Source organism: Paenibacillus aceti, from assembly GCF_003614185.1.
GTDB lineage: Bacteria > Bacillota > Bacilli > Paenibacillales > Paenibacillaceae > Fontibacillus > Fontibacillus aceti.
In genome coordinates, this window is the sequence record NZ_KZ987724.1 from 2,980,645 (window position 1) to 3,000,868 (window position 20,224).

The 20,224-nt window shown below is 48.7% G+C and carries 14 protein-coding genes and 1 pseudogene; 1 reads left to right on the forward strand and 14 read right to left on the reverse strand.

Annotation, left to right across the window (positions count from 1 at the left end; all coding sequences use genetic code 11):
• Positions 1–88: 88 nt before the first annotated feature.
• The 12 genes and pseudogenes from BFJ94_RS13300 to BFJ94_RS13355 all read right to left on the reverse strand — a co-directional run bounded on the left by BFJ94_RS13300 (position 89) and on the right by BFJ94_RS13355 (position 14,787).
• Positions 89–280 (reverse strand): hypothetical protein, encoded by a 192-nt coding sequence (locus tag BFJ94_RS13300; protein WP_120463106.1) that lies wholly within the window; start codon positions 278–280, stop codon positions 89–91.
• A 182-nt stretch (positions 281–462) separates the two neighbouring features.
• The gene (gene pgmB / locus BFJ94_RS13305) at positions 463–1,125 is read right to left on the reverse strand and encodes a beta-phosphoglucomutase (RefSeq protein WP_120463107.1); all 663 of its coding nucleotides are present in this window, start codon (positions 1,123–1,125) and stop codon (positions 463–465) included.
• A 189-nt stretch (positions 1,126–1,314) separates the two neighbouring features.
• Positions 1,315–3,531: an alpha-L-rhamnosidase-related protein gene (locus tag BFJ94_RS13310; RefSeq protein WP_120463108.1), complete on the reverse strand. Its 2,217-nt coding sequence runs from the start codon at positions 3,529–3,531 to the stop codon at positions 1,315–1,317.
• A 47-nt stretch (positions 3,532–3,578) separates the two neighbouring features.
• Positions 3,579–4,418 carry a carbohydrate ABC transporter permease gene (locus BFJ94_RS13315; protein WP_120463109.1) on the reverse strand — a complete coding sequence of 280 codons (840 nt, stop codon included), beginning with the start codon at positions 4,416–4,418 and terminating at the stop codon, positions 3,579–3,581.
• A 21-nt stretch (positions 4,419–4,439) separates the two neighbouring features.
• Positions 4,440–5,333 (reverse strand): carbohydrate ABC transporter permease, encoded by an 894-nt coding sequence (locus BFJ94_RS13320; RefSeq protein ID WP_120463110.1) that lies wholly within the window; start codon positions 5,331–5,333, stop codon positions 4,440–4,442.
• Between the two features lie 62 nt (positions 5,334–5,395).
• The gene (locus BFJ94_RS13325) at positions 5,396–6,709 is read right to left on the reverse strand and encodes an ABC transporter substrate-binding protein (RefSeq protein ID WP_120463111.1); all 1,314 of its coding nucleotides are present in this window, start codon (positions 6,707–6,709) and stop codon (positions 5,396–5,398) included.
• A 33-nt stretch (positions 6,710–6,742) separates the two neighbouring features.
• Positions 6,743–9,070, reverse strand: a pseudogene (locus tag BFJ94_RS13330) (glycoside hydrolase family 65 protein).
• 156 nt (positions 9,071–9,226) lie between these two features.
• The gene (locus tag BFJ94_RS13335; protein ID WP_120463112.1) at positions 9,227–10,237 is read right to left on the reverse strand and encodes a LacI family DNA-binding transcriptional regulator; all 1,011 of its coding nucleotides are present in this window, start codon (positions 10,235–10,237) and stop codon (positions 9,227–9,229) included.
• A gap of 311 nt (positions 10,238–10,548) precedes the next feature.
• Positions 10,549–10,869 carry a thioredoxin family protein gene (locus BFJ94_RS13340; RefSeq protein ID WP_120463113.1) on the reverse strand — a complete coding sequence of 107 codons (321 nt, stop codon included), beginning with the start codon at positions 10,867–10,869 and terminating at the stop codon, positions 10,549–10,551.
• A 2-nt stretch (positions 10,870–10,871) separates the two neighbouring features.
• Positions 10,872–11,243, reverse strand: coding sequence for a MerR family transcriptional regulator (locus BFJ94_RS13345; RefSeq protein WP_120463114.1), 372 nt, complete (start codon positions 11,241–11,243; stop codon positions 10,872–10,874).
• Positions 11,244–11,369: 126 nt separating this feature from the next.
• Positions 11,370–12,236, reverse strand: a complete 867-nt coding sequence (gene erm / locus BFJ94_RS13350) for a 23S ribosomal RNA methyltransferase Erm (RefSeq protein ID WP_120463115.1) — start codon at positions 12,234–12,236, stop codon at positions 11,370–11,372.
• A 301-nt stretch (positions 12,237–12,537) separates the two neighbouring features.
• A complete protein-coding gene (locus BFJ94_RS13355; protein ID WP_120463116.1) occupies positions 12,538–14,787 on the reverse strand; it encodes an FAD-dependent oxidoreductase in 2,250 nt (749 codons plus the stop codon).
• 126 nt (positions 14,788–14,913) lie between these two features.
• Between BFJ94_RS13355 and BFJ94_RS13360 the strand changes: the two genes are divergently transcribed.
• Positions 14,914–15,705 (forward strand): helix-turn-helix domain-containing protein, encoded by a 792-nt coding sequence (locus BFJ94_RS13360; protein ID WP_162944279.1) that lies wholly within the window; start codon positions 14,914–14,916, stop codon positions 15,703–15,705.
• A gap of 143 nt (positions 15,706–15,848) precedes the next feature.
• Here the strand turns inward: BFJ94_RS13360 and BFJ94_RS13365 are convergent, their stop codons facing one another.
• On the reverse strand, positions 15,849–18,557 hold the full coding sequence (locus BFJ94_RS13365) for a hypothetical protein (protein WP_120463118.1): 2,709 nt from the start codon (positions 18,555–18,557) through the stop codon (positions 15,849–15,851).
• 67 nt (positions 18,558–18,624) lie between these two features.
• Complete coding sequence (locus BFJ94_RS13370) at positions 18,625–20,148, reverse strand: extracellular solute-binding protein (protein WP_120463119.1); 1,524 nt, start codon at positions 20,146–20,148, stop codon at positions 18,625–18,627.
• Positions 20,149–20,224: the final 76 nt, after the last annotated feature.

Here is a 20,224-nt window from a genome sequence, read left to right on the forward strand (position 1 = left end):
AATCAAGTTTATATTAATCTTATTTATCCAGACAGGAGCTGTCAATATCTGCCTGATAAATGACACGTATTTGTCGACAGTTCATGAGTTACAAATTGGGTTCAATATGGGTCCGCACCTGATCCGGCGCCTCTAATTCCTTGCCAGGGATTTCGTCAGCAGTATGGAGCATTAGCTCATTCGTCCCCCACTGCATGACCAGTGAAATAATCAGTACCTTCCCTTCATAATACATGCGAGAGAAATTATCGGCGGGCTTGGAGGCGCAAATCTGCTTCACTACCGAGGCTTTACCTCTGGGCATCGATACGATTGATGGTGAGACGGGAATTCAAGGAGCTGAGAACAGCAAAAACCGAGGAGTCCGAAGCAGCAGGGCAGCTTAGTTGTACTTAGACTAAGCTGGCTGGCGCTCGGTCTCCTCGGCCGTTGTGTCTTATAGAAGATAGAAGTAGTCGAAGCTTACAGTAATGAACTCAGTAGTTCCACATTCAATCCCGCGGTATTCGGGAGCACGATATCGGCGCCAGCAGCCTTCAATGCCTCTGCTTCACCGATGCCGACAGCCTTCATACCAGCGGCCTTGATCGCTTCGATTCCAGCGGTGGCATCCTCGATGCCGACGCAATGCTGCGGATTCGCTCCTACTTCTTCGGCGCCGCGCAGGAACAGGTCTGGCGCTGGCTTGCCCTGCTTCACGGAATCCGGGTGCACGACATAGCGGAATAGCTTGTCGATCTCCAGCGAGCGCAATATTTGCGGCGCATTTTTGCTTGCCGACGCGATAACGGCCGGGATTCCTTGAGCATTGAGCTCGCTCAATAACTCCGTGATCCCCGGATAAGTATCAGCCGGAGTAAGATTAACCAGCAAGGAGACATAATGCTCATTCTTCTGCCGAGCCAGCTCCGCCTTTTCCTCCGCAGTGTAGTCATTCTCCTTGCCGCCCAGCCGCAAGATGCGCTCCAACGATTCACCGCGGCTGATGCCCTTCAACGTCTCGTTAAAAGCACGGTCGAATGGAATGCCAATCGATTCGCCCAGCTGCTTCCAGGCTACATAATGATATTCCGCGGTATCGGTAATGACTCCGTCAAGATCGAAAATAACTGCTTCCAGCTTCATGCTCTCTCTCCAACTCCTCTAGTTCATTGAAATTATGTCTTTGCGTATGGCCTCTGTTATCCGAAAAGCCTGCAATTCTGCAGGTATTTCGGACATTTTCCGATCCAAGCTGGTAAATAAACTCCCACTCAAACTCGACGCAGGCTCATGTTCGTTCCCCTGCTAGGGTACGGTACCTTCGCCACGCAATTAAGATGATTGCCCTGACATAGTCAGTTCAATTAGCTTGTCTTCGCTCGATATAGTCTGTCCATTCCATTCCACAGTTACTTTCCAACCCGCTTCATTGCGGATATACCCCGTCAAGGCGCCTGACTTCTCAGTCAGAGACAGGTCGAACTCAGCGTCGGCGATCACCAGTTGCTCAAGTGAGCAAGCTTTACCGCTCCAAGCGGAAGGCAACTGCGGACGCAGCTTCAGCTCCCGGCGGGAGGCAAATGGCTCTACGCCGAAGAAATGGCGTACGAACGGTACGGCCAGTGCATAGATCGTCCAGGCCTGCACCACACAGCCATAGTCCGGCGACATCTCGGAAAATGAGCCCGGCAGCACGCGTGAGAAGCTGCGACGCATCCGGTTCAGAAGATCGAGCGCAGCGTTTGCATTTCCATTGACTGCCTCGGCCACTGCATGCACGCCGGTAGAGATCGTCATCGTACCTTGCTGGAATGTTCCAGACAAATAGGTCCCGTATTCCCCGATAAATGTGTCGTTACGCATATGATTCAGCGCTCTGCGCGCTTTATCAGGATCGGCGATCCCCGCTTCCATCGGGGTCACGATAACCCAGTTCTTGTTCAATAGCCAGCCGCGATCCTCGCTAGCCGTCCCGTTAGCGTTGGCCTCCGCCAGCAGGCCCTCTACATATTCGCGATAGCCCGTCACACCCTGTGCCTCTGCTAATGAAACCAGATAGTCGACCTTCGGAGCTACATCGCTGGCCGGGGCTACTGCATCAGCGTACAAGCCTTCCTCCTCTTGCCAGAACGAGCGGTTAACAGCTTCAATGCAGCGCGTTGCCAGTTCACGGTACTTGCTCTCTGCAGTAGCGTCCTGCAAAAAAGCGCTCATTTCCGCCATAGCTTGCAGCGCCTTTGCTGTATACACAGCACTGTCGACCAACTCCATATTTAGCCCGGCGATTTCAATTATGCCGTAGCCGGATGGGAATAGATCTTGATCCGGGTCCATCTCCTCTAGCAGCCAATCGATACCCTTCACACAATAGGCATAGTGACGACGAAGCAGTTCTTCATCCCCGGTCCAGCGGAATAAATCCCAGACAAAGGCGATATAATGCGCTGTCTCCTGCGTATTGCCCGGATTGGATACAGCACCGAGCGTTGTCACCTCATGAATGAAGCGGCCGTTGCCGTTCACCTCTTCGGACTTCTGCAGCAGTAAATTCAGTGTATCCTTGGCAAGCTGCGGGTCGCCAATCGCTAGCACACCTTGCAAGGAATACGTATTGTCACAGCCGAACCACCAAGGATAAGTCGGCCCACCAGCAGTCAAAGCCCGTCCGACCCCGTCTACCTTCTGGATCAGCCATTGATTATTCCATTTGGCCCAGGTGAATACCTCGTTCCAAGCGTCTTCTCCTTCGATGGTAAGCCTGGCTCGGTCAGCTACAGCATGGTATACCGCCAGCTTCTCGGCAAGCAGCTCTTGATGCCCCACAGCAAGCTGGCGGTAAGAAGCAGTGCATTCCTCTGCGGAAACATAGGAACCGGCGACGAACAGATTGAAGCGGCGGCTCTCGCCTGCCGGAATCGTCAACTCCGTGTGGAAGGCGATGCCACAGCCCACACCGGTCGTAAATTCTGGCCCGTACAGCTCGGGGCCCACCTCCAATTGATCTCCCGGCAAATCTGTGCCAACCTGCACGAACCAGTCATTCTCAGGATCGCGAACCAACACTTCACGCGGGTTCAACACCTTAGCCTGATCTCCGCTTCCCTTGTGAACGCCGACTTCATCCGAGAACCAGACCGCCCGCAGATCGGTACGCACGAGCAGTTCCACCTTCAGATGAAGCTCACCCTCACCGTAATGACGAAGCTCATAGCCCGCGGTCATGCCTTTAACTTGCTCAGGTGCAAACTGTGTCCGCTCCATCGCAATCGGAATATGGCTGAGACCATGGTCATACTGGAATCGGCTGCCCCACGGCTCGCTTGTAAAGCCGTCAGCCCGGGACCAGACGGAAATATTCCGTTTCGTGTCGGTCAGCTTCAGCCAGAAGCCATCCAGCAGCTTGATCGGATGCAGCCAGATCCCGCCCATTTCATTCGCCACATGATGGCCGAAATCCGGAAAATAACCGTCCTGCGAGCCACAAATTTTAACGTATTCTCCGCCGTTATAATACAAATTGAATGGATGTTTGCTAGTGATGCCAGCCATCAATATTTTCTCCTCCATTTATAAGAACATGAACGCATTTCGCCGCATCAGCCTTTCACAGCCGAAGAGATCGAGATGCCTTCGATGAAATATTTTTGCGCAATAAAGAACAGGATCAACGCCGGTAGCATGATTAGAATCGTCGCCGCCATCAGCATGTTCCACTCGACATTATACATCCCCTTAAACATAGATAGTCCAAGCGCCAGCGTATATTTCTCATTGGAGTTCAAATAGATCAACGGTCCTTGGAAGTCATTCCATACCCCCATGAAGGTGAAAATGGAAACCGCGATGAGCGGTGCCTTCGAGAGCGGAACCATAATCCGGGAGAAAATCTGCCACCGGTTCGCCCCGTCCACAAACGCCGACTCATCCAGCTCACGTGGAATACCGCGCATGAACTGACGGATCAAGAAGATATTAAACGCCCCACCGCCGAAAAATGCAGGTAAAATCAACGGTAAGAAGGAATTGGTCAAGCCGACCTGTTTGAAAAGCAAGAACGTCGGGATCAGGGTGACCTGGCTTGGCAGCATCATCGTAGCGAGCAGGATGAGGAACAAGGTTTGCTTGCCGCGGAAATTAAAGCGCGCGAAGCCATAGGCACTAAGCGCCCCTGTAAAGACGGTCCCGATCATCGTAGGAACGAGAATAATCAGTGTATTGCGAAGAAATAAAAAGAACGGAATGGCCTGAACTGCATCCGAATAGTTAGACCAGATCCACTTCTGTGGAAAGAAAGAATCGCCGAATACTTCGGCTGGTGTCTTCAATGAAGTTGATACCGTCCACAGCAGCGGTACCAGTACAATAGCCGAGCCCGCGATCAGAATAAGAAGAGCGAGCCACTGGGATGGATTGAATTTTCTCTGTGTTGCTTGCATAGTAGGGCCTCTCCCTTCCTTTTAGTCTCGATCATCGCCCTGGTAATATACCCAGAAGGACGAGCTGCGGATAACCAGAAGCGTGAATAATAGAATGATAATGAACAAAATCCAGGAGAGCGCGGAGGCATACCCCATATCGAATTCGATAAATGCTTTGTTATACAAATACAGATTGTAGAACAAGGTAGAGTTGAGCGGGCCCCCATTCGTCATCACGAATGCCTGGGTAAAGTATTGAAATCCGCCGATAATCCCCATAATCAGGTTGAAGAATACTGTCGGCGTAATCAGCGGCAAAGTGATGCTGAAGAAACGGCGGAATACGCCAGCGCCGTCCAGCTCCCCGGCCTCATACAAGTCCTCAGGCACGCCCTGCAAACCTGACAGATAAATAATGATCGTATTGCCGATGCCCCATAACCCCATGACGATCAGCGCGCCGAGCGCATAGTTAGGGTCCTGCAGCCAAGCCGGACCTTGAATGCCGAACCAGCTTAACGCTTGATTCAGAATCCCGTATTCCGGATTGAAGATCATCACCCACATCATCGAAGTGGCAACAGCTGGAATTACAGATGGCATAAAGTAAATAAGGCGGAAGAACTTCATTCCGCGTGAACGCATATTAAGCAGTACGGCGATCAGAATCGAAGCGATCTGGAACAGCGGCACCGACACCAAGGCGAAGATAAAAGTAACTTTTAAAGATTGATAGAACAGTGGATCGTGAAAGATAGCTTTAAAATTGTCCAATCCTACGTATTGAATGGATTCAACGCCGGTGATAACATCCCATTTGCTGAAGGACAGGATCAGCGAAAAGATCATCGGTCCAAGCGTGAAAATGATCAGTCCCAGCAGCCACGGGAGAATAAACCAGTATCCCGCCCGATCCGATTTGGTATTGTTCATGACAGCCTCCTTGATGGGAAGCGGGCGAGGCACTGATAGTAGCACCTCACCCGCAACTATTTTTACTTAACTTTGGAATCTGCGGTTTTAGCCGCTTCATCGAGTGCACTCTTCACGTCCACCTTGCCAATCAGGATCTTCTCAAGAGCTTGAGTGAATGCATCCTTGAAGATCGGACCGTTAGCAGAGCGCATAGTTACCGGCTTGCGGGCAAAGCTCATCATCTCAATGACCGGTTTATCCTTCTCTTCCGTCGCCTTAACTTGATCCAGTTCTGCTGTAGTAGCTGGCAACACTAGACCGTCTTTGGAACGAAGCTTCTGAGCGTCGGTACCGGATAACCATTTCATCAATTCGAAGGCTTCTTCTTTATGCTTCGTCTTCGAGTTCATCGCCCAGCCTGCAGCTGCGATAATACTTGCGCGGTCACCATTCGGGCCCTCTGGAATTAGCGCGGAACCATACTCTACATTCGATTTATCCAAGTCAGACTTGATCCAGCGTCCCGTAATCATCATAGCCAGCTTATCCGTCATGAACATCGAGGAGTCGCCGCCCATCGTCTCCGTATCTTGCGGAGTCGGGGAGACTCTGTTCGCGCCGATGGACAGGTCTACGTATTGCTCCATCGCTTGAACCGTCTTATCGCTATTCATGAAGCCTTCCGCCTTAGTGCCTTCTTCGTTCGCAATATCTGTTCCATATGCCCACAGATAAGTGTAGATCGGGTATTCCCAAGTTCCTGCGTTAAAGCCGAATTGGGTGTACTTGCCGTTCTCTTGCTTCGTCAGCTTCTTCGCTGTCGTGATCAGATCATCCCAAGTCCAGTCATCGCTTGGATAAGCTACGCCCGCTTCGTCAAAGATACGCTTGTTATACCATAGAGCCAGCGGATTGAAGTCCTTCGGCAGGTAGTACAATTTGCCGTTGATACGCTCCATATCGATCAGATCCTGCTGATACATGTTCAAATCGAAGGATTGATCCTTCGCAACATAATCATCAAGCGGCTCAACCACGCCTTTATCTACATAAGCGTAGAAGTCGCCTTCGCCGATCAGGAACACGTCAGGAGCCGTACCACTAGCGAGCGAAGTCGTCAGCTTGGTCGCATAACCGTCGCCAGGGACTGGCTCGAACTTCACTTCGATATTAGGGTGAGCGGCATTGAATTCATCAGCCAGCTTTTGTTCACTGGAGCTGCTGTTTACGTCTCCCCAAGTAGTGAAGGTAAGCTGAACCTTCTCTTTGCTACCGCTGTTGCCCGCAGCCCCATTGCTTCCTGTATTAGCTGCATTGCCACCTGAAGAACAAGCGGACAGTAACAGAACCGAGCTTAGAATCGTTGCCATTGCAATAGACCATTTCTTTTTCATTTCAATGACCTCCCTTAATATTTGAATATATGATTAAAAAATAGCATGACCTAGAACTTCCTGGAGTTCACCGTTAACGAATAGTTGTACCGGCTCGCTGGCCGTATTCATGATGGAAATCTCCTGGGGCGTGATGCTGATCTCCAATAGCTTGCCCTGCCAGTGCAGCGGGAAGCTCAGTTTCTCCCAATGCTCTGGCAGCTTAGGCGCCAGATGAAGCTGGCCGTCCAGCATTCTCACTCCGGCAAAGCCCATCACGACACATTCCCAGATTCCACCGAGAGATGCGGAATGAATACCGGCATCTGATGAGTGCACCTTCGGCCCCAGATCGATTTCAGCCGCTCTCTTGAAGAGATGATAAGCCAATTCTTTGTCACCGAAGTCGCTGGCCAGAATCGAGTGGGTCGACAAGGACAAGGATGAGTCATGCAGCGTCTTCTCCTCGTAATACTCGTAGTTTGCCAGCTTCACTTCAGGGGGGAATTTATTTTCCAGCAAGAAGAACAGCATCATGATATCCGCCTGCTTCGAAATCTGCATATTCCCAACCTGATCCAGGTTGTAATCATTGAATATGCTGCCCACTTTTTCCTGATCCTAGTAAGGCGTAAGATCTATAATTTCTTTTTGCAAATACGTATCGTCCTGCGGAATAATCTTGTTCTCATTCGGCTGTGGCAGATAGATCAGATCCAGCTTGCTCTCCCATACCTTCCGCGCCTCCTGCAAGTTAAGCAGCTCATCATAACGCTGGAACAGCTCAGGGCGTTCTTCTTGTAGCTTGCTGTAATATTCCAACGCCAGCTCGATATTGAAATGTGCCATGTAATTCGTGAAGGCGTTGTTGTCCACATGCTCTTTGTATTCGTCCGGACCAACGACCTCGTTAATCTCATACCGTCCTTCGGCTTCGTCCCACTCCAAGCGACTAGCCCAGAATATCGCCGTATCGAAGATCATCTCGTAACCGTAGCGCTCCATGAAATCCTCATCCCCAGTTGCCCGGAAATAATGCCATACGGCATAGGCAATATCGGAGGTAATATGCTGTTCGATAAAGCCGGACCAGATCTTCGTCTGCTCGCCTGTGACAATATCCACCGCGCCCCAGACCGGCGTCACTTCACCATCGGATGGCCAAGCAGCTTCCCAAGGATACATCGCTCCGGCATAGCCGTTCTCCTTCGCCTTGCGACGTGCCCCTTCAAGACCCAGATAACGGTATTCCAGCAGCGAACGTGCCGTCCTCGGATTACTGTAAATGTAGAATGGCAGGATGAAGATTTCCGTATCCCAGAAGGAATGTCCCTTGTAGCCTTCACCGCTCAGCCCCTTCGCGCCGATTCCCATTCTCCGATCATGGGCTGGCGTCATAACAACGAGATGGTACAGAGCGAAGCGTAGGGCCAAAAGGTCAAAGGAATTCTTCGATTCGATCATAATTCCGTATTCCTTCCACACCCTCGCCCAAGCGGCAGCATGATTACGGAACAGCGCATCATAGCCTGTAGCATACATGCTCTTCAAATCGTTAAGCGCATGCTCTCTCATCACTGGCAAGCTGTATTCTTGCATATAGGCTTGATCACGACTGGTATGAACCGTTGATATCTTCTCGAAGCTGAGGGTCTGTCCTTCTTGCAGCTCCACGCTGTAAGCGACTGCCACCTTGCGGCGCTCGATCTCCATTACCGGACTAATCTCAATTTCTTGGCCGTCCAGCTTCAAGCGATGGGCAGTACCAATGACAAAATCAACTTTGGATTCGGTCGTCGTCTGGATCAGTTCCAAGTATTTCTTATCATAGATCCGTTTCTCACCCTCATGGAAATGCTGGCTGCCGCTGTTCGTGAGCTGGGCATCGATGCCGGAGGCGATCGATAATTTCACCGCTCCACTTAAAGCCTTCACTTCTACCTTCATGCCGATCAAATGTAGATGATCCAGAGATACGAATCTACGGAATGTAAATTGCAGCTGCTTGCCTTCCTCATTGCTCCAGATCAAGGAACGAACCAGCTCCGCATCACGCAGGTTCAAGCTACGGCTGTACTCGGTCACTTCTCCCTGCTCCAGAGTGAACCGTTTACCGTCAATCCGGATATCCAATGCGGTTACATCCGCCGCATTCGGCAGCTCACTCACTTCAAACTCATCGAAGCGATTAAAAGTACCGTTCACGAACAGATTGCGCTTCTCTCCTACATAGGATTCTTCGGCGGCGGAACGCAGTCCCATATAGCCGTTGCCTAGAGACATTACAGCTTCGCACTTTCCGAGCGCAAGAGCCTGAAAGCTCTCCTCTGTAACTACCCAATCCGATGCTCCGTCCGGCAGTTTCTTGTTGTATTTTAGCATGGCGTAAATTCCTTTCTACTCCGAAATTTCTCTTTAAATTTTCTGTAAACGTTACCGAAATCGTTTTCGAAACTCAAAAAAATTCGAAACGATTCCGAAAAATATCCTTTTGGCTAGATTTTTATGCAAAGGTTTTCGAAAACGTTTTCGAACTTATTATAAAGTCTTAATAGACTCCCTGTCAACTATTTTGAAGGGAAGAATTTTATGATACCCTGGCAAATTATCCTCCAGCATCTTGACGACCTGCTCCAGAGCCGTAAATCCGATACTCGCAAAATCCTGACAAACCGTGGATAGCTTGGGCGTTGTATAGCTGGACAGGACAATATCATCAAAGCCCATAATGGAAATGTCCTCGGGAATGCGCAAGCCAAGCTCCTTGCAGCGGTTCATAAAGCCGATCGCCATCAAATCACTGGCCACGAAGACCGCGGTTAATTGCGGATTGTCATTCAAATAGGCTTCCGTAAGCTCATAAGCCTTCTCTTCACTAAAGTTAGCTTCTATCACTCGGTTAGCAATGAACGGCATTCCCGCCTGCTCTAACGCTTCACGATACCCCTGCTCCCGCGAAATACTGACCGTCGCATATTTATGCCCGTTCACCATGCCGATCTCACAGTGCCCTTTGCTGATCAAATACTGCACCGCCTGCCTTGCTGCCAGCAGATTATCGGTAATTACAGAGCCTGTATGTGGACCGACGGTGTGAGCATCGATGACAATACATGGAATATCGCTCTCCACCAGTTCCTCAAAATAAGGGTCTGTCGTCCGCAGACCTGAAATCACGACGCCCGCTATTTTATGATCTTTGCAGAATTGCCAGTAGGATCGATCCTGTTGCTCAGATAAACTGCGCGTATAAATGACAACCTCATAATCATACTTGGTAGCCGCAGCGTATACTCCGCTCATAATTTGGAACATAACGCCGTCCTTACCGCTCGTCTGCTCGAAGTTGGAAATGATCAGCGCGATCGTCCTCGTTTTTTTGTGCTTGAGATTCTTCGCCAGCATATTCGGAGAATAATTCAGCTCCTGCGCTGCCTTGAGAATCTTCTGTCTGGTTGCCTCACTAACATCGCTATACCCGTTCAAGGTCTTGGAGACCGCCGAAATAGACACATTAGCATGCTTGGCCACATCTTTAATAGATACCATGTTTTCTGCACTACCATCCTTATTCAATTTTCATTTACTTTCTGATTCGTTTTCATTATAGCATATAGGTCAAAAGCAGGAAAAAAAGCCGGTAAAGCTTTATAGGGAGTAATTTAAAAGGTCATATTATTCCAAACAACATGAATCCGATCGCGTTGATCGCAAGATTAGCAAACATATGGACCATCCTTTAAGCGGCTTTTGCGATTCGATATATTAAATTTCTATACTCGCCCCTTAATGACCTCCAAAAAAAAGAAAACGCCCCGGTGTTATTACAACACCAGAAGCGATTTCCTCATTCATAAGCTTTATGATGCATAACGGGTCAGCGCTGCTTGATACGCGCTCTTTGGCCGCAGTCCAATCAGTTTATCCTTAGGTTCTCCGTTATAAAAGATGATTACCGTCGGCATGGACATGATGCCGAATTGAGCAGCAAGATCTGGGGATTCGTCACAATCCACCTGGTAAACATCGAGACGCCCCGCTTCCTCTTGACTCAGCTCTTCCAAAATAGGAATCAGCGCTTTGCAGGGAGGGCACCAGCTAGCCCCAAATTCGACAAGCGTGGCTCCATTCTGTTTAATCGCATTTTGAAAGCTGGCTCCATCTATTCGTTGTAAACTCATTTTTATTCCTCCATTTCATCCCATTGTCGTTCATCCAGAATCGATTGCATGCGCTCCTCCAGATTCATCTTGATATGATTCAGCTGGTTTATTTGCGCCTCGATCTCAGCTATTTTTTGGCGGAATATCGGGAAAACCTCTGTGCAAAACGCCTCTTTGTTTTTCATAACGCAATTCAGGAAACCGGCAATCTGCTCGGTCGTCAATCCAAGATTCAGATATAACTGGATCGTGCGCACCTGTTCTTCTGCGAATATGGAATAGTCCCGGTAGCCGTTCTCGTCTCGAGCAGGCTTAAGCAATCCTTGTTGCTCATAATATCGCAGTGAACGGACGCTGACGCCAGTACGGGCTGCAAGTTCTCCGATTTTCATGCTATCTGGCCTCCTAGATGAACGATTCGATTTCATTGTAAACCCTGACATTAGTGTCAAGGTCAAGGGGATTTTGACTATTTTAATTTTCCATAATTTATAGTTGATAGTTGCATCCGTTGAATCTTATTTTCTTCTCTTGGATTTACCTTTAGAGCTCTTACCCCATTGGGGCCAGCGATGCGGCGGCACATGCTGGAGCATCGTATGGAACACCGTTCCCCACTGCTCTTCATTCAGTCTACCTATGGGATATTCCTGATTCACCTTCAACATTCTAACCAGCCTCGCAATCTGGGGAGGAGTAAACACACCCGATAGAGCCGCAAATAACGGTAGCCGTGGATCCCGCAGTCCGTAAGCTGCCAACGACGTAAACTTCGGCTGATGCTGTGTAAGAACGAAAGGCTCCTCCCTTCGCTGGATGAGAAGGATGGCGGAATCCACTTGGGGAGGCGGTGCAAAATGATGAGGAGAAACCGTTCGCACAAGCCGGATTTCATATTGCATTCTCCAGCTCAAAATGCGCGGATCTATAATAGGAACTGCTGTAAAACGTTTGGCTGCCCCCTTCTCCACAAGCAGTACGGCTCGCTGCAGCGGAACTCCGGGATGATCCAATAACTTCCCCAAAATCGGAGTAGTTATTGAATAAGGAATATTGGCGACAACAGTAAAAGGACTTCTAGGGAGAGAGACCTCCAAGAAATCAGATTGCTTGATGCGAATGTTGCTTCTATCCTGCATCTTGCTGAAGAGTCTGTCAATAAATGCCGAATCTGTCTCTATGGCAAGTACATGTGCCGCTATCTCTGCAAGCGGATAGGTTAATGCCCCCGTCCCGGCCCCGATATCGAGAACGGTATCAGTAGGGCTAATCTTAGCCAAAGCGATCATATCATGAATCAGCCGTTTGCTGATTAATAGATGCTGCGCGGAAAAGTTGGATTCTTTCTTCCAATTTTCACGATGATTTTTATTATTTTCAGACACCAAAAAGCACCTCATTCATTCGTATAGTAATGAAAAAGGTACAGCACAAATAATCCTGCGCATTTCATAAGAAAATGCCTGGATTTAGATGTTCTGTACCTTCATTAACGAATACGTATGAATGCGATGCAATACATGTAAGGACAATCCTCCCTTATATGAAACGGATCCTATTACAAGTACAGTATAGCATAGCCCCTCCGCCGATCTCATGGGGAATCTTCAATATAACGATTCTTTACCATCAGCAAACTTGTGAAAAAACCTCTCAAGAGGTTTTTTCACAAGTCCGTATTGACTGCTATTCGTACACACGTATCTCTATAATCTCTGCCCGGGGGCAACCGTTGGTAGCATCCACCACCAAGCGGAGCCGTTCCGAAGAAAGCCAACGATCCAGTGTATGTACTGCTCTGCGCTTCCGGTTATTTCGGACTTCGGCAACGGTGACCCATTCACCATCTATATAAGCCTGCAATCGGTAATCCTTGACCAATTCTGGAATTGCCTCAAACGGTGTGCGGTGATGATGTAGATTGATCAGATCCTCATTCACATCATCGTTAAATGTGAGATGCACCGTGCGAATGGTGACCGGTGCCGGCCAACTTAGCTCCAGCCACTCCGACGAGTCCTCCTGCAACAAGGCGGACGACCACAGATGCGGCCCCGCATACGGCCGATGATAACCGTCGATCACCTTATCGGGCGCAAAGGTATGTGTCGGCGAGAGAAGACGGAAGCAGATGGACTTGCGGACAAACGGTCGCATATTCCACTGCACAACCGGCTGAGCTGATTGTTGATCGCCAAAGTCCGGAGAAACGATAGGCTGCGGACCTTTCTCGAACACAAGTACCCCGGATTGCGGCTCATCAGACAAATGCAAGGTAATTCGCTCATTTGCTTTAATGATAAGAAAAGCGTTCTGTGAAGCGCCCGGCTTCCAATGTAAAAGCAGCTTAGCCCACTGCCCCACTCCTTGCTTAATCGGAATCGAAGCCGCCGTCTGCATCGTATGCGGGACATAGTTCTCACCGCGTCCGGTATCCCATAGCTCCAGCTCCAGTCTCGTGTCCTCCGCCGCATCGATGAGTAGTTCAATCCCCCTCAGCTCCGGGTCAACAGGCAAGAGCAAGCCGATATCGGAAGCAAGTCGATAGGATTCAACCGACTTTTGCACAGCTAGCTGCGTCAATGTGCTGGAAGCCGTTGTTTTGGCGTTCCGTGCCAAATCGTCCGGATCCTCATTGCGGAAACCAATGATGGACGCCCCCTGGCGAAGCAGTGTTTGCTGAAGCTCCCGCATATGAGTCTGGTAGAGCTCACGCGGGAAGATCCCCTTATCCGCGCATAAAGCCGCCCCGGTGCCAGCGGCTTCACCAATAACGGCACATGTCGCCATCACACGGGTCGTTCCAAACGCTACATGCGAAGCGCTGATGTCACGTCCGGCCATCATCAAATTGTTCACATTAACGGAGTACAGGGAACGGAACGGAATATGATAGACCCCATCCGCATGCAGATGCTTCGAGCCGTTTTCCGTCGAATACATCCCTTGCGGAGGGTGCAAATCAATAGACCATCCGCCGAAGGCAACGCCGTCTTCGAACTGGCGCTGCTCCACAATATCGCTCTGGTTAAGCACATAATCGCCAAGGAAACGGCGGTACTCCCGTTTGCCCGGAATCGAGCCCACCCACTCCAGCGTCATATTATTGGCATCGAATTTGCCCGAATTTTTAATATAGTCCCAGATGCCATAAATCACCGCCCACAATTCGTCGCGAATCCGCTCATTATCGTGAACCGTATCCATTTTCCCGCCCCACTCGATCCACCAATAAGCACATCCGTTATCCCCGCTGCGGATAACACGCTTCAATGGAATCGTCGTCTTCGTGATATCCTTTGCAAAGCTTGGCGGTATAAATTTTACCGGCTGTCCCGCATCCTTCGTATAGAAGAACATCGTGCTTCCCAGCGTGATGTCATCTGCAACTTGCGGTGCCCAATCCTCGTTATACTCTTCCTTCGCCTCTCGACCAATGCGATACCTCGCCCCAGCCAGAAAACCGACCAAACCATCGCCTGTACAATCTAGGAATATACCGCTTTCAAAACGAATATGCCGCTCAGAGCCCATCATCCAACCGGTAACAGAACGGATGATCCTGCTGTCCGTATCGCCTTCGGCCTCCACTTCATGGACATCGGTATTCAAAAATAAGCGGATATTAGGCTCCGCGCGTACAGTTTCCAGCAAAATCATGTCCCAAATATACGGGTTCCCGTCGATATTACGATATTGGTTTTCAACGAATAGCTCGCCCATGATACCAGTCTCTCGTGCATAACGATTCGTTCCATGAGCGGTAGCTCCGCACACCCAAACTCGTACCTCGCTGCTCGAATTTCCGCCTAGTACAGGACGGTTCTGAATTAGTGATACTGTCTTGCCCAAACGGGCTGCGGCAACAGCTGCGCTCACTCCCGCCAAGCCACCGCCAATCACTGTAATATCTGACTTGATAACTTCCTTCCTCATGATTGAACCTCTCCTTAAGGCAGTATTCAATATCCTTGATTTCATCTTATACTGGACACTTCCTTAAATACATGCATCATGTTACGATGGGACATATACTTTATTTCATATATCGGTGGCGATAAGATGAGAAGTGACTTTGCGATCCGGCTGGTGACGCATCTTTATTGGATCAAGAAAGAAGCATTTGCTCTCGAACGGGATATTTACTCTTATTGGACAATATTTGCAGTGGAAGACGGCAGGTTTATTTACCGCATCGAAGATCGGCAGGGTGAAGCTGGACTTGGCAGCTTGGTGGTCTGCCCTCCGAACACCTGGTTTCATAGAAAAACACTTGAGCCTTTGAGCTTTCACTTTATTCATTTCATGTGGAATGCGGAGCCTTCCCTTGAAGAAATACATTCATTGAGCGGGAGTCTGAAGATCATCGACATTGAGCGGCTGCGTTCCAACTATCACTACCTGCGCCTGCTTGCGTTAGAACAGGATGAAACTGCTATGGAGCGAAAACAACATCTGGTAAGCGATATATGGCGTTTATACGAACTGGAGACGAATATACCCAGGGAAATAGGGTTAAATGGAATGCTGGCAGATGTGGAGATGCGAACGGCTGCCCAATTTATCATCGACAATGCATTTGGTCCGATCGATTTGAAAAGTCTGGCGCTCTCGCTGCAGCTTACCCCGGTACAGTTGACCAGACGCTTTCGCGCAGCTTATGGAATGACTCCCTCTGAATATACAACCCGGCTCCGGCTGGACAGAGCCAGCAAATTGCTGTTAGAAACAGAGCTTAGCATCGACAAAATTGCACAGCTCTGCGGATATGAGAACGGCTTCTACTTAAGCCGCATATTCCGGAGCAAACGGGGAATGCCTCCTTCACAATATCGCAGCATGCCTCGTGTCTAGCTACTTCTCTACCATGATTCCTATAAAAAAAGCTTGTAGAGTTGTTGGTTCAACTCTACAAGCTCCCATGCTTAATTGATTTGTGTACCGGTTTTCAGTTGCTCTAACGGCATATCAACAATCGGCAATAGCGATTCTCCTCGCTACAGAACCGTGACGGATACATTAAAGTTATTTCCTGCGGTGCCAGTCTTCATGATTCTTAATATATGTGTAGTGGTATCAAAAGTATAATCCGCTCCCGGAATCAAAGAGACTCCGTTCAACTTCACATTCGATAAATCAGACAGCCCCGTATAGACGTCCAATTCCTCAAAAGGATGATCAAAGCTCATATTGAGTGTCTTGGAGCCAGTATCCCAATTCATGGACTTAAGGTTAATATCCTGATAGGAATGTCTGGTGTCCGTTCCTATTAGAATCGGGTAGACTCCCCCATAGCTCTCCTCCAGCTGGTTGAACAGGATTTGCCCCCAGGCCTGGGATTCGCCCATACCGGCATAACCCAGCTCATTTCGGATAACGAGCGCATCCTCTGTATCCCATTGCGGAAGCTGCAAGAAATAACTCAAGGCGCTTAGCGCCTTTGGGCTCTGCTTGTCGCTATATCCCAAATAAGTTTTGGTAGTGTAGTAGCCCTTATTATTATTGGCATTAATGTCCTGCAAATGAGATTCATAGTTTGCCGCTTTGGGATCATCAATTCCTTTGAATTTCCTTATACCAAAAATCGCATTCCCCAGCCCATCATTGTCATTAGCAAACAATCCGGAAGCTTCCGCAGGCAGCAGGTCATATATATATTGAGCGATCTGCGCATAAGTTTTTCCTTCTATAGTTGTTGTATTGTCCAGATCCGCCATAACGGATAATCCATAAAGAAGCGGCCCCAGCTCGCCCCAATATAACGAACCGTTCGACTTGTCATCATATGACGTCCAGTTATGCTGCCCGTAATTCATTAAATTCCGATAATAAATACCGATCGCCTGATTCAATACTTCCCTTGCATCGTTATCCGATGGATGGCTGCTGCACCATGAAGCTAAGCCCATGATCGGGTAGCCGTAATTCATAAGCCTGCCAAACAAGTAATTATCATACTTGGTCGAGTTATATTCTGTCGGTTCATAGCTGTTAGCGGTTCCTCCCAGCATATGAGAACCAAATCTTATTTTTTCAAGGTATTCGCTCCAGGTTTCACCCTCAGCAATTGTTCCATTGTATTTGAAGTAAGAGCTGCCGTTGGACTGCAAAATCCCCTCGAATCTGTCCGGGTTATTCTTCGCAAGGTCTTCTCCCCTTACAAAGCCTTTTCCGTCATCATAGAGCAGCCAGGCATCGCTTCCCCATTGTTTGACAGAGTCGAAAAATTCCGGTTCCCCAATGCCGTCGTCGCTCAACGCTTTTACAATTAAGCGCGGATTGGTAATCGACCCGCTGGTAGGCGTAATGGAGCCCTCAATCTCGGCTACACCGCCATGAATGCGGACCTTAAAATACACATGGACATTGTTTTCGTCTTTAGTGAACTCGACGACCATTGTATTGGTATCTTCATCAAAGGTAACCGATCTGGTCGTCGGATTGGCAATTTCCACGGGAGTCAAACCATCATAACTATAAGCAAAGCGAAGAGCTCCCAACGGATCGGAACCATAAGTGCTCTCCGCAAAGGTTAATCGAGGAACAGATAGATCACCCGTTACATAATACAGACCATTATCAAACTTTAGCTGCGGATCCACAAACATACTTGGACCCTGTCCGTACCTGAAATCAGACCATCTGTGAGTTGGCAAGCCTCTTGGCATGCTCTCCTTCACGAAATCAACCAGATTTTGCGTCGCATCCTGCGCATAGGTTTCAGGCAATGTCTGCAAGCTCAGCAATATCTCGGCGGAATCCGTGCTCCATCTTATACTACTCTCAATATAACCTCTGGTTTCCGTATTCCTGTAGTCCCCTAATTGAGGATCATAATAAATTCTCTGGCCCCTCTCCTGAGGCTTGACGGCATAGCTGGATACATTTCTGACCTCCGCCTGATTTGATCGCGCAATGGTGTCCCCATTTAAATCGCAGACATCAACAATATAGACATAAGTTTTTTCTGCTTCAAGAGAACTCACGTAGGACAGCGTATTTACATCTGTAATTGTGGCATCAAGGTAATAAGGATGCATTTGGGGCAAATATTGAAAATTTTTATTCCAATCTCCCCCCGTGTAATATCTAAGGCCCGGATATGTCTTGGGAAATTTATAGACTTTATAAGACCCGAAATCATCCCCCTCATACTTCACCCAGTTGATCGTTGCTTGGTTGGAAGCGGGAGCACCCGCAGACAGGGAAAATTCAGGGTATGGGACCACATTAATATCAAACCATATCCCCAGATCAGGCAAAAAGGTGCCATCCGCCTTAATAGGACGCAGATAGATTCTGCTTGTCCCAAGCTCCTCCTGGCCTGTAAAGCTGAACATAAACCTTCCTGTACCTCCGGTTTCGATCCCGGAATAGTTTGGCGCAGCCGGTCTGCTGAACGTAAGCCAATTATTGTAGCCGGTAAATATAGAGCTTGTCTCATAAGAATAGCTGGCGTCCGTATTTGCCAAGACGACTTCATTGCTTGGCCATCCGAATAGCCATGGCTTGCTGCCGTTATTTTTGAGGTCAACCCAAAACTCTCCCGTCTCACCTGGATGTACAGTAATGGACGAAGAGCTCTCTTGAACATACTGGGCGCTGAAATTAGCATTCGCGTAAGCTCCTGGCACGAAGGCGGATAAAATCAAAAGGATCAATGAGCTTGCAAACAGAACCTTCCATCGTTTTCTCCCTTTTCTCATGTTAGCTAATCATCCCTTTCGGATTGAATCAGCACGGTTTCTCCCTCATAACTCTATTTTTCTCTATCTATTCCTTGGCGGCAGATAGGAATGCGTCGACCTGCTTCTGATACTCCTCAATTACTTTATCCAGTCCGGCCTTTTTAAGTTCAGCGCTGTATTGGGCAATCGCTTTTTCCGGCTCCAATACGCCCGCTGCAATTCCGTATTTGTATTTATTCTCTATCGTACTAAGAGCAGCCAGCTCGGTCTTAACCGGTGTTTGATCGAAGTTAAAGCCCATAATCGGACTCAACAGCTTGGTATCCTTATCGAAGTTCAGCAATTGCTCCATAAAGTCCGGAGCATCGGTAGCCTTCGGCTTCAGGAACTTCGGATTTTGCCACATCCACTCCGGCGGTGCATATCCAATCGTCGAAGCATCTACTCCATCGGGAGTAACAATCTTGCCGTCCTTAATATCAAAGTGAGTGCCCTTCAACCCATTGGTCATCATATCGTAATTATCTTCGTTTTCCTGAATCCAGTTCAGAAACATAACGGCTCTGTCGATATTTTTCGATGTTGCGGCAATGCTTTGGAAGTTCCAAGTGGTCGTTGGCATATAAGGCTCATCGGTTAACAGTATTTTTACGAACTCGACCTCGGCTCCAGGTACGGAAATATTCCGATAATAGTTGTTATATTCATAAACATCCCCGCCGCCGATCGCTGCTTTCCCTGAGTTAAAATCTGCCCGGATGTCACGACCAACCATGACGTCTTTATCGATATATCCTTTTTCATAAAGCATCCGCAAATATTTCGCATCCTCCAAAGTGCCTGGAAGGTCGTATTTAGCCACTGCTTTCAGCGTCTTGAAGTTAAATACAATGCCATCAGAAACTGTGCTTTGCAGCACTTCCCCTGTCTGGTATTGGGCAGGCGGTTCGTTAAATACGATCATTTCCGGATTATTCTTCTTCACCGCTTCGGCATAAGCTAACAGATCATCCATAGTCTTGATCTCAGGCAGGCCGTACTTTTCACGCAAGTCCTTGCGAATTGTCGCCGTATAGTAGCCCTTGGTCGTACCTAACGCCCCTGCCGGCACGCCGTACTTCTGACCGTTAATCGTCACCGGAGGCCAGTATTTGCTGTCAAGCGCATCCATTATGGCTGATCCATATTTGGAGAGAGGCTCATCCAGCGAGGCAAGCGAGTTGGATTTGCCGAACGTACCCAGAAGTCCCGGGTCCGTCCACATAATATCTACTTGATTTCCCGTGGCCAGCATAATCGGCAATTTTTGATAGTAATCCCCCCAAGGAATGTATTGATACTTCAATTTCACGTTAATGCCGTCCTCGGCCAGCTTCTTCTCCAAGGCCGCTGTTACTGTATCCTGATCCGGTTGCGGATCACCCGGATATACGATGTTCAGGGTAACTTTCGGCAAAGACTCCGTGCCGCTGCCCTGAGCTGGTTCATTCTCTTTGCCAGCGTTTGTTGCCGCTCCATTTCCCTCATTGGGTGAGCAAGCGGCCAAAGCGGCTATCAGCAGTACACTTGCCAGAAAAACCCCAAACGTTTTACCAAATAATTTTTTCATGACCAGACCTCCTGTTTATTATGAGTGCTATCTATACAAACCCTTCCGGGGTGTATACAAAAGGAACTTGCGCAAG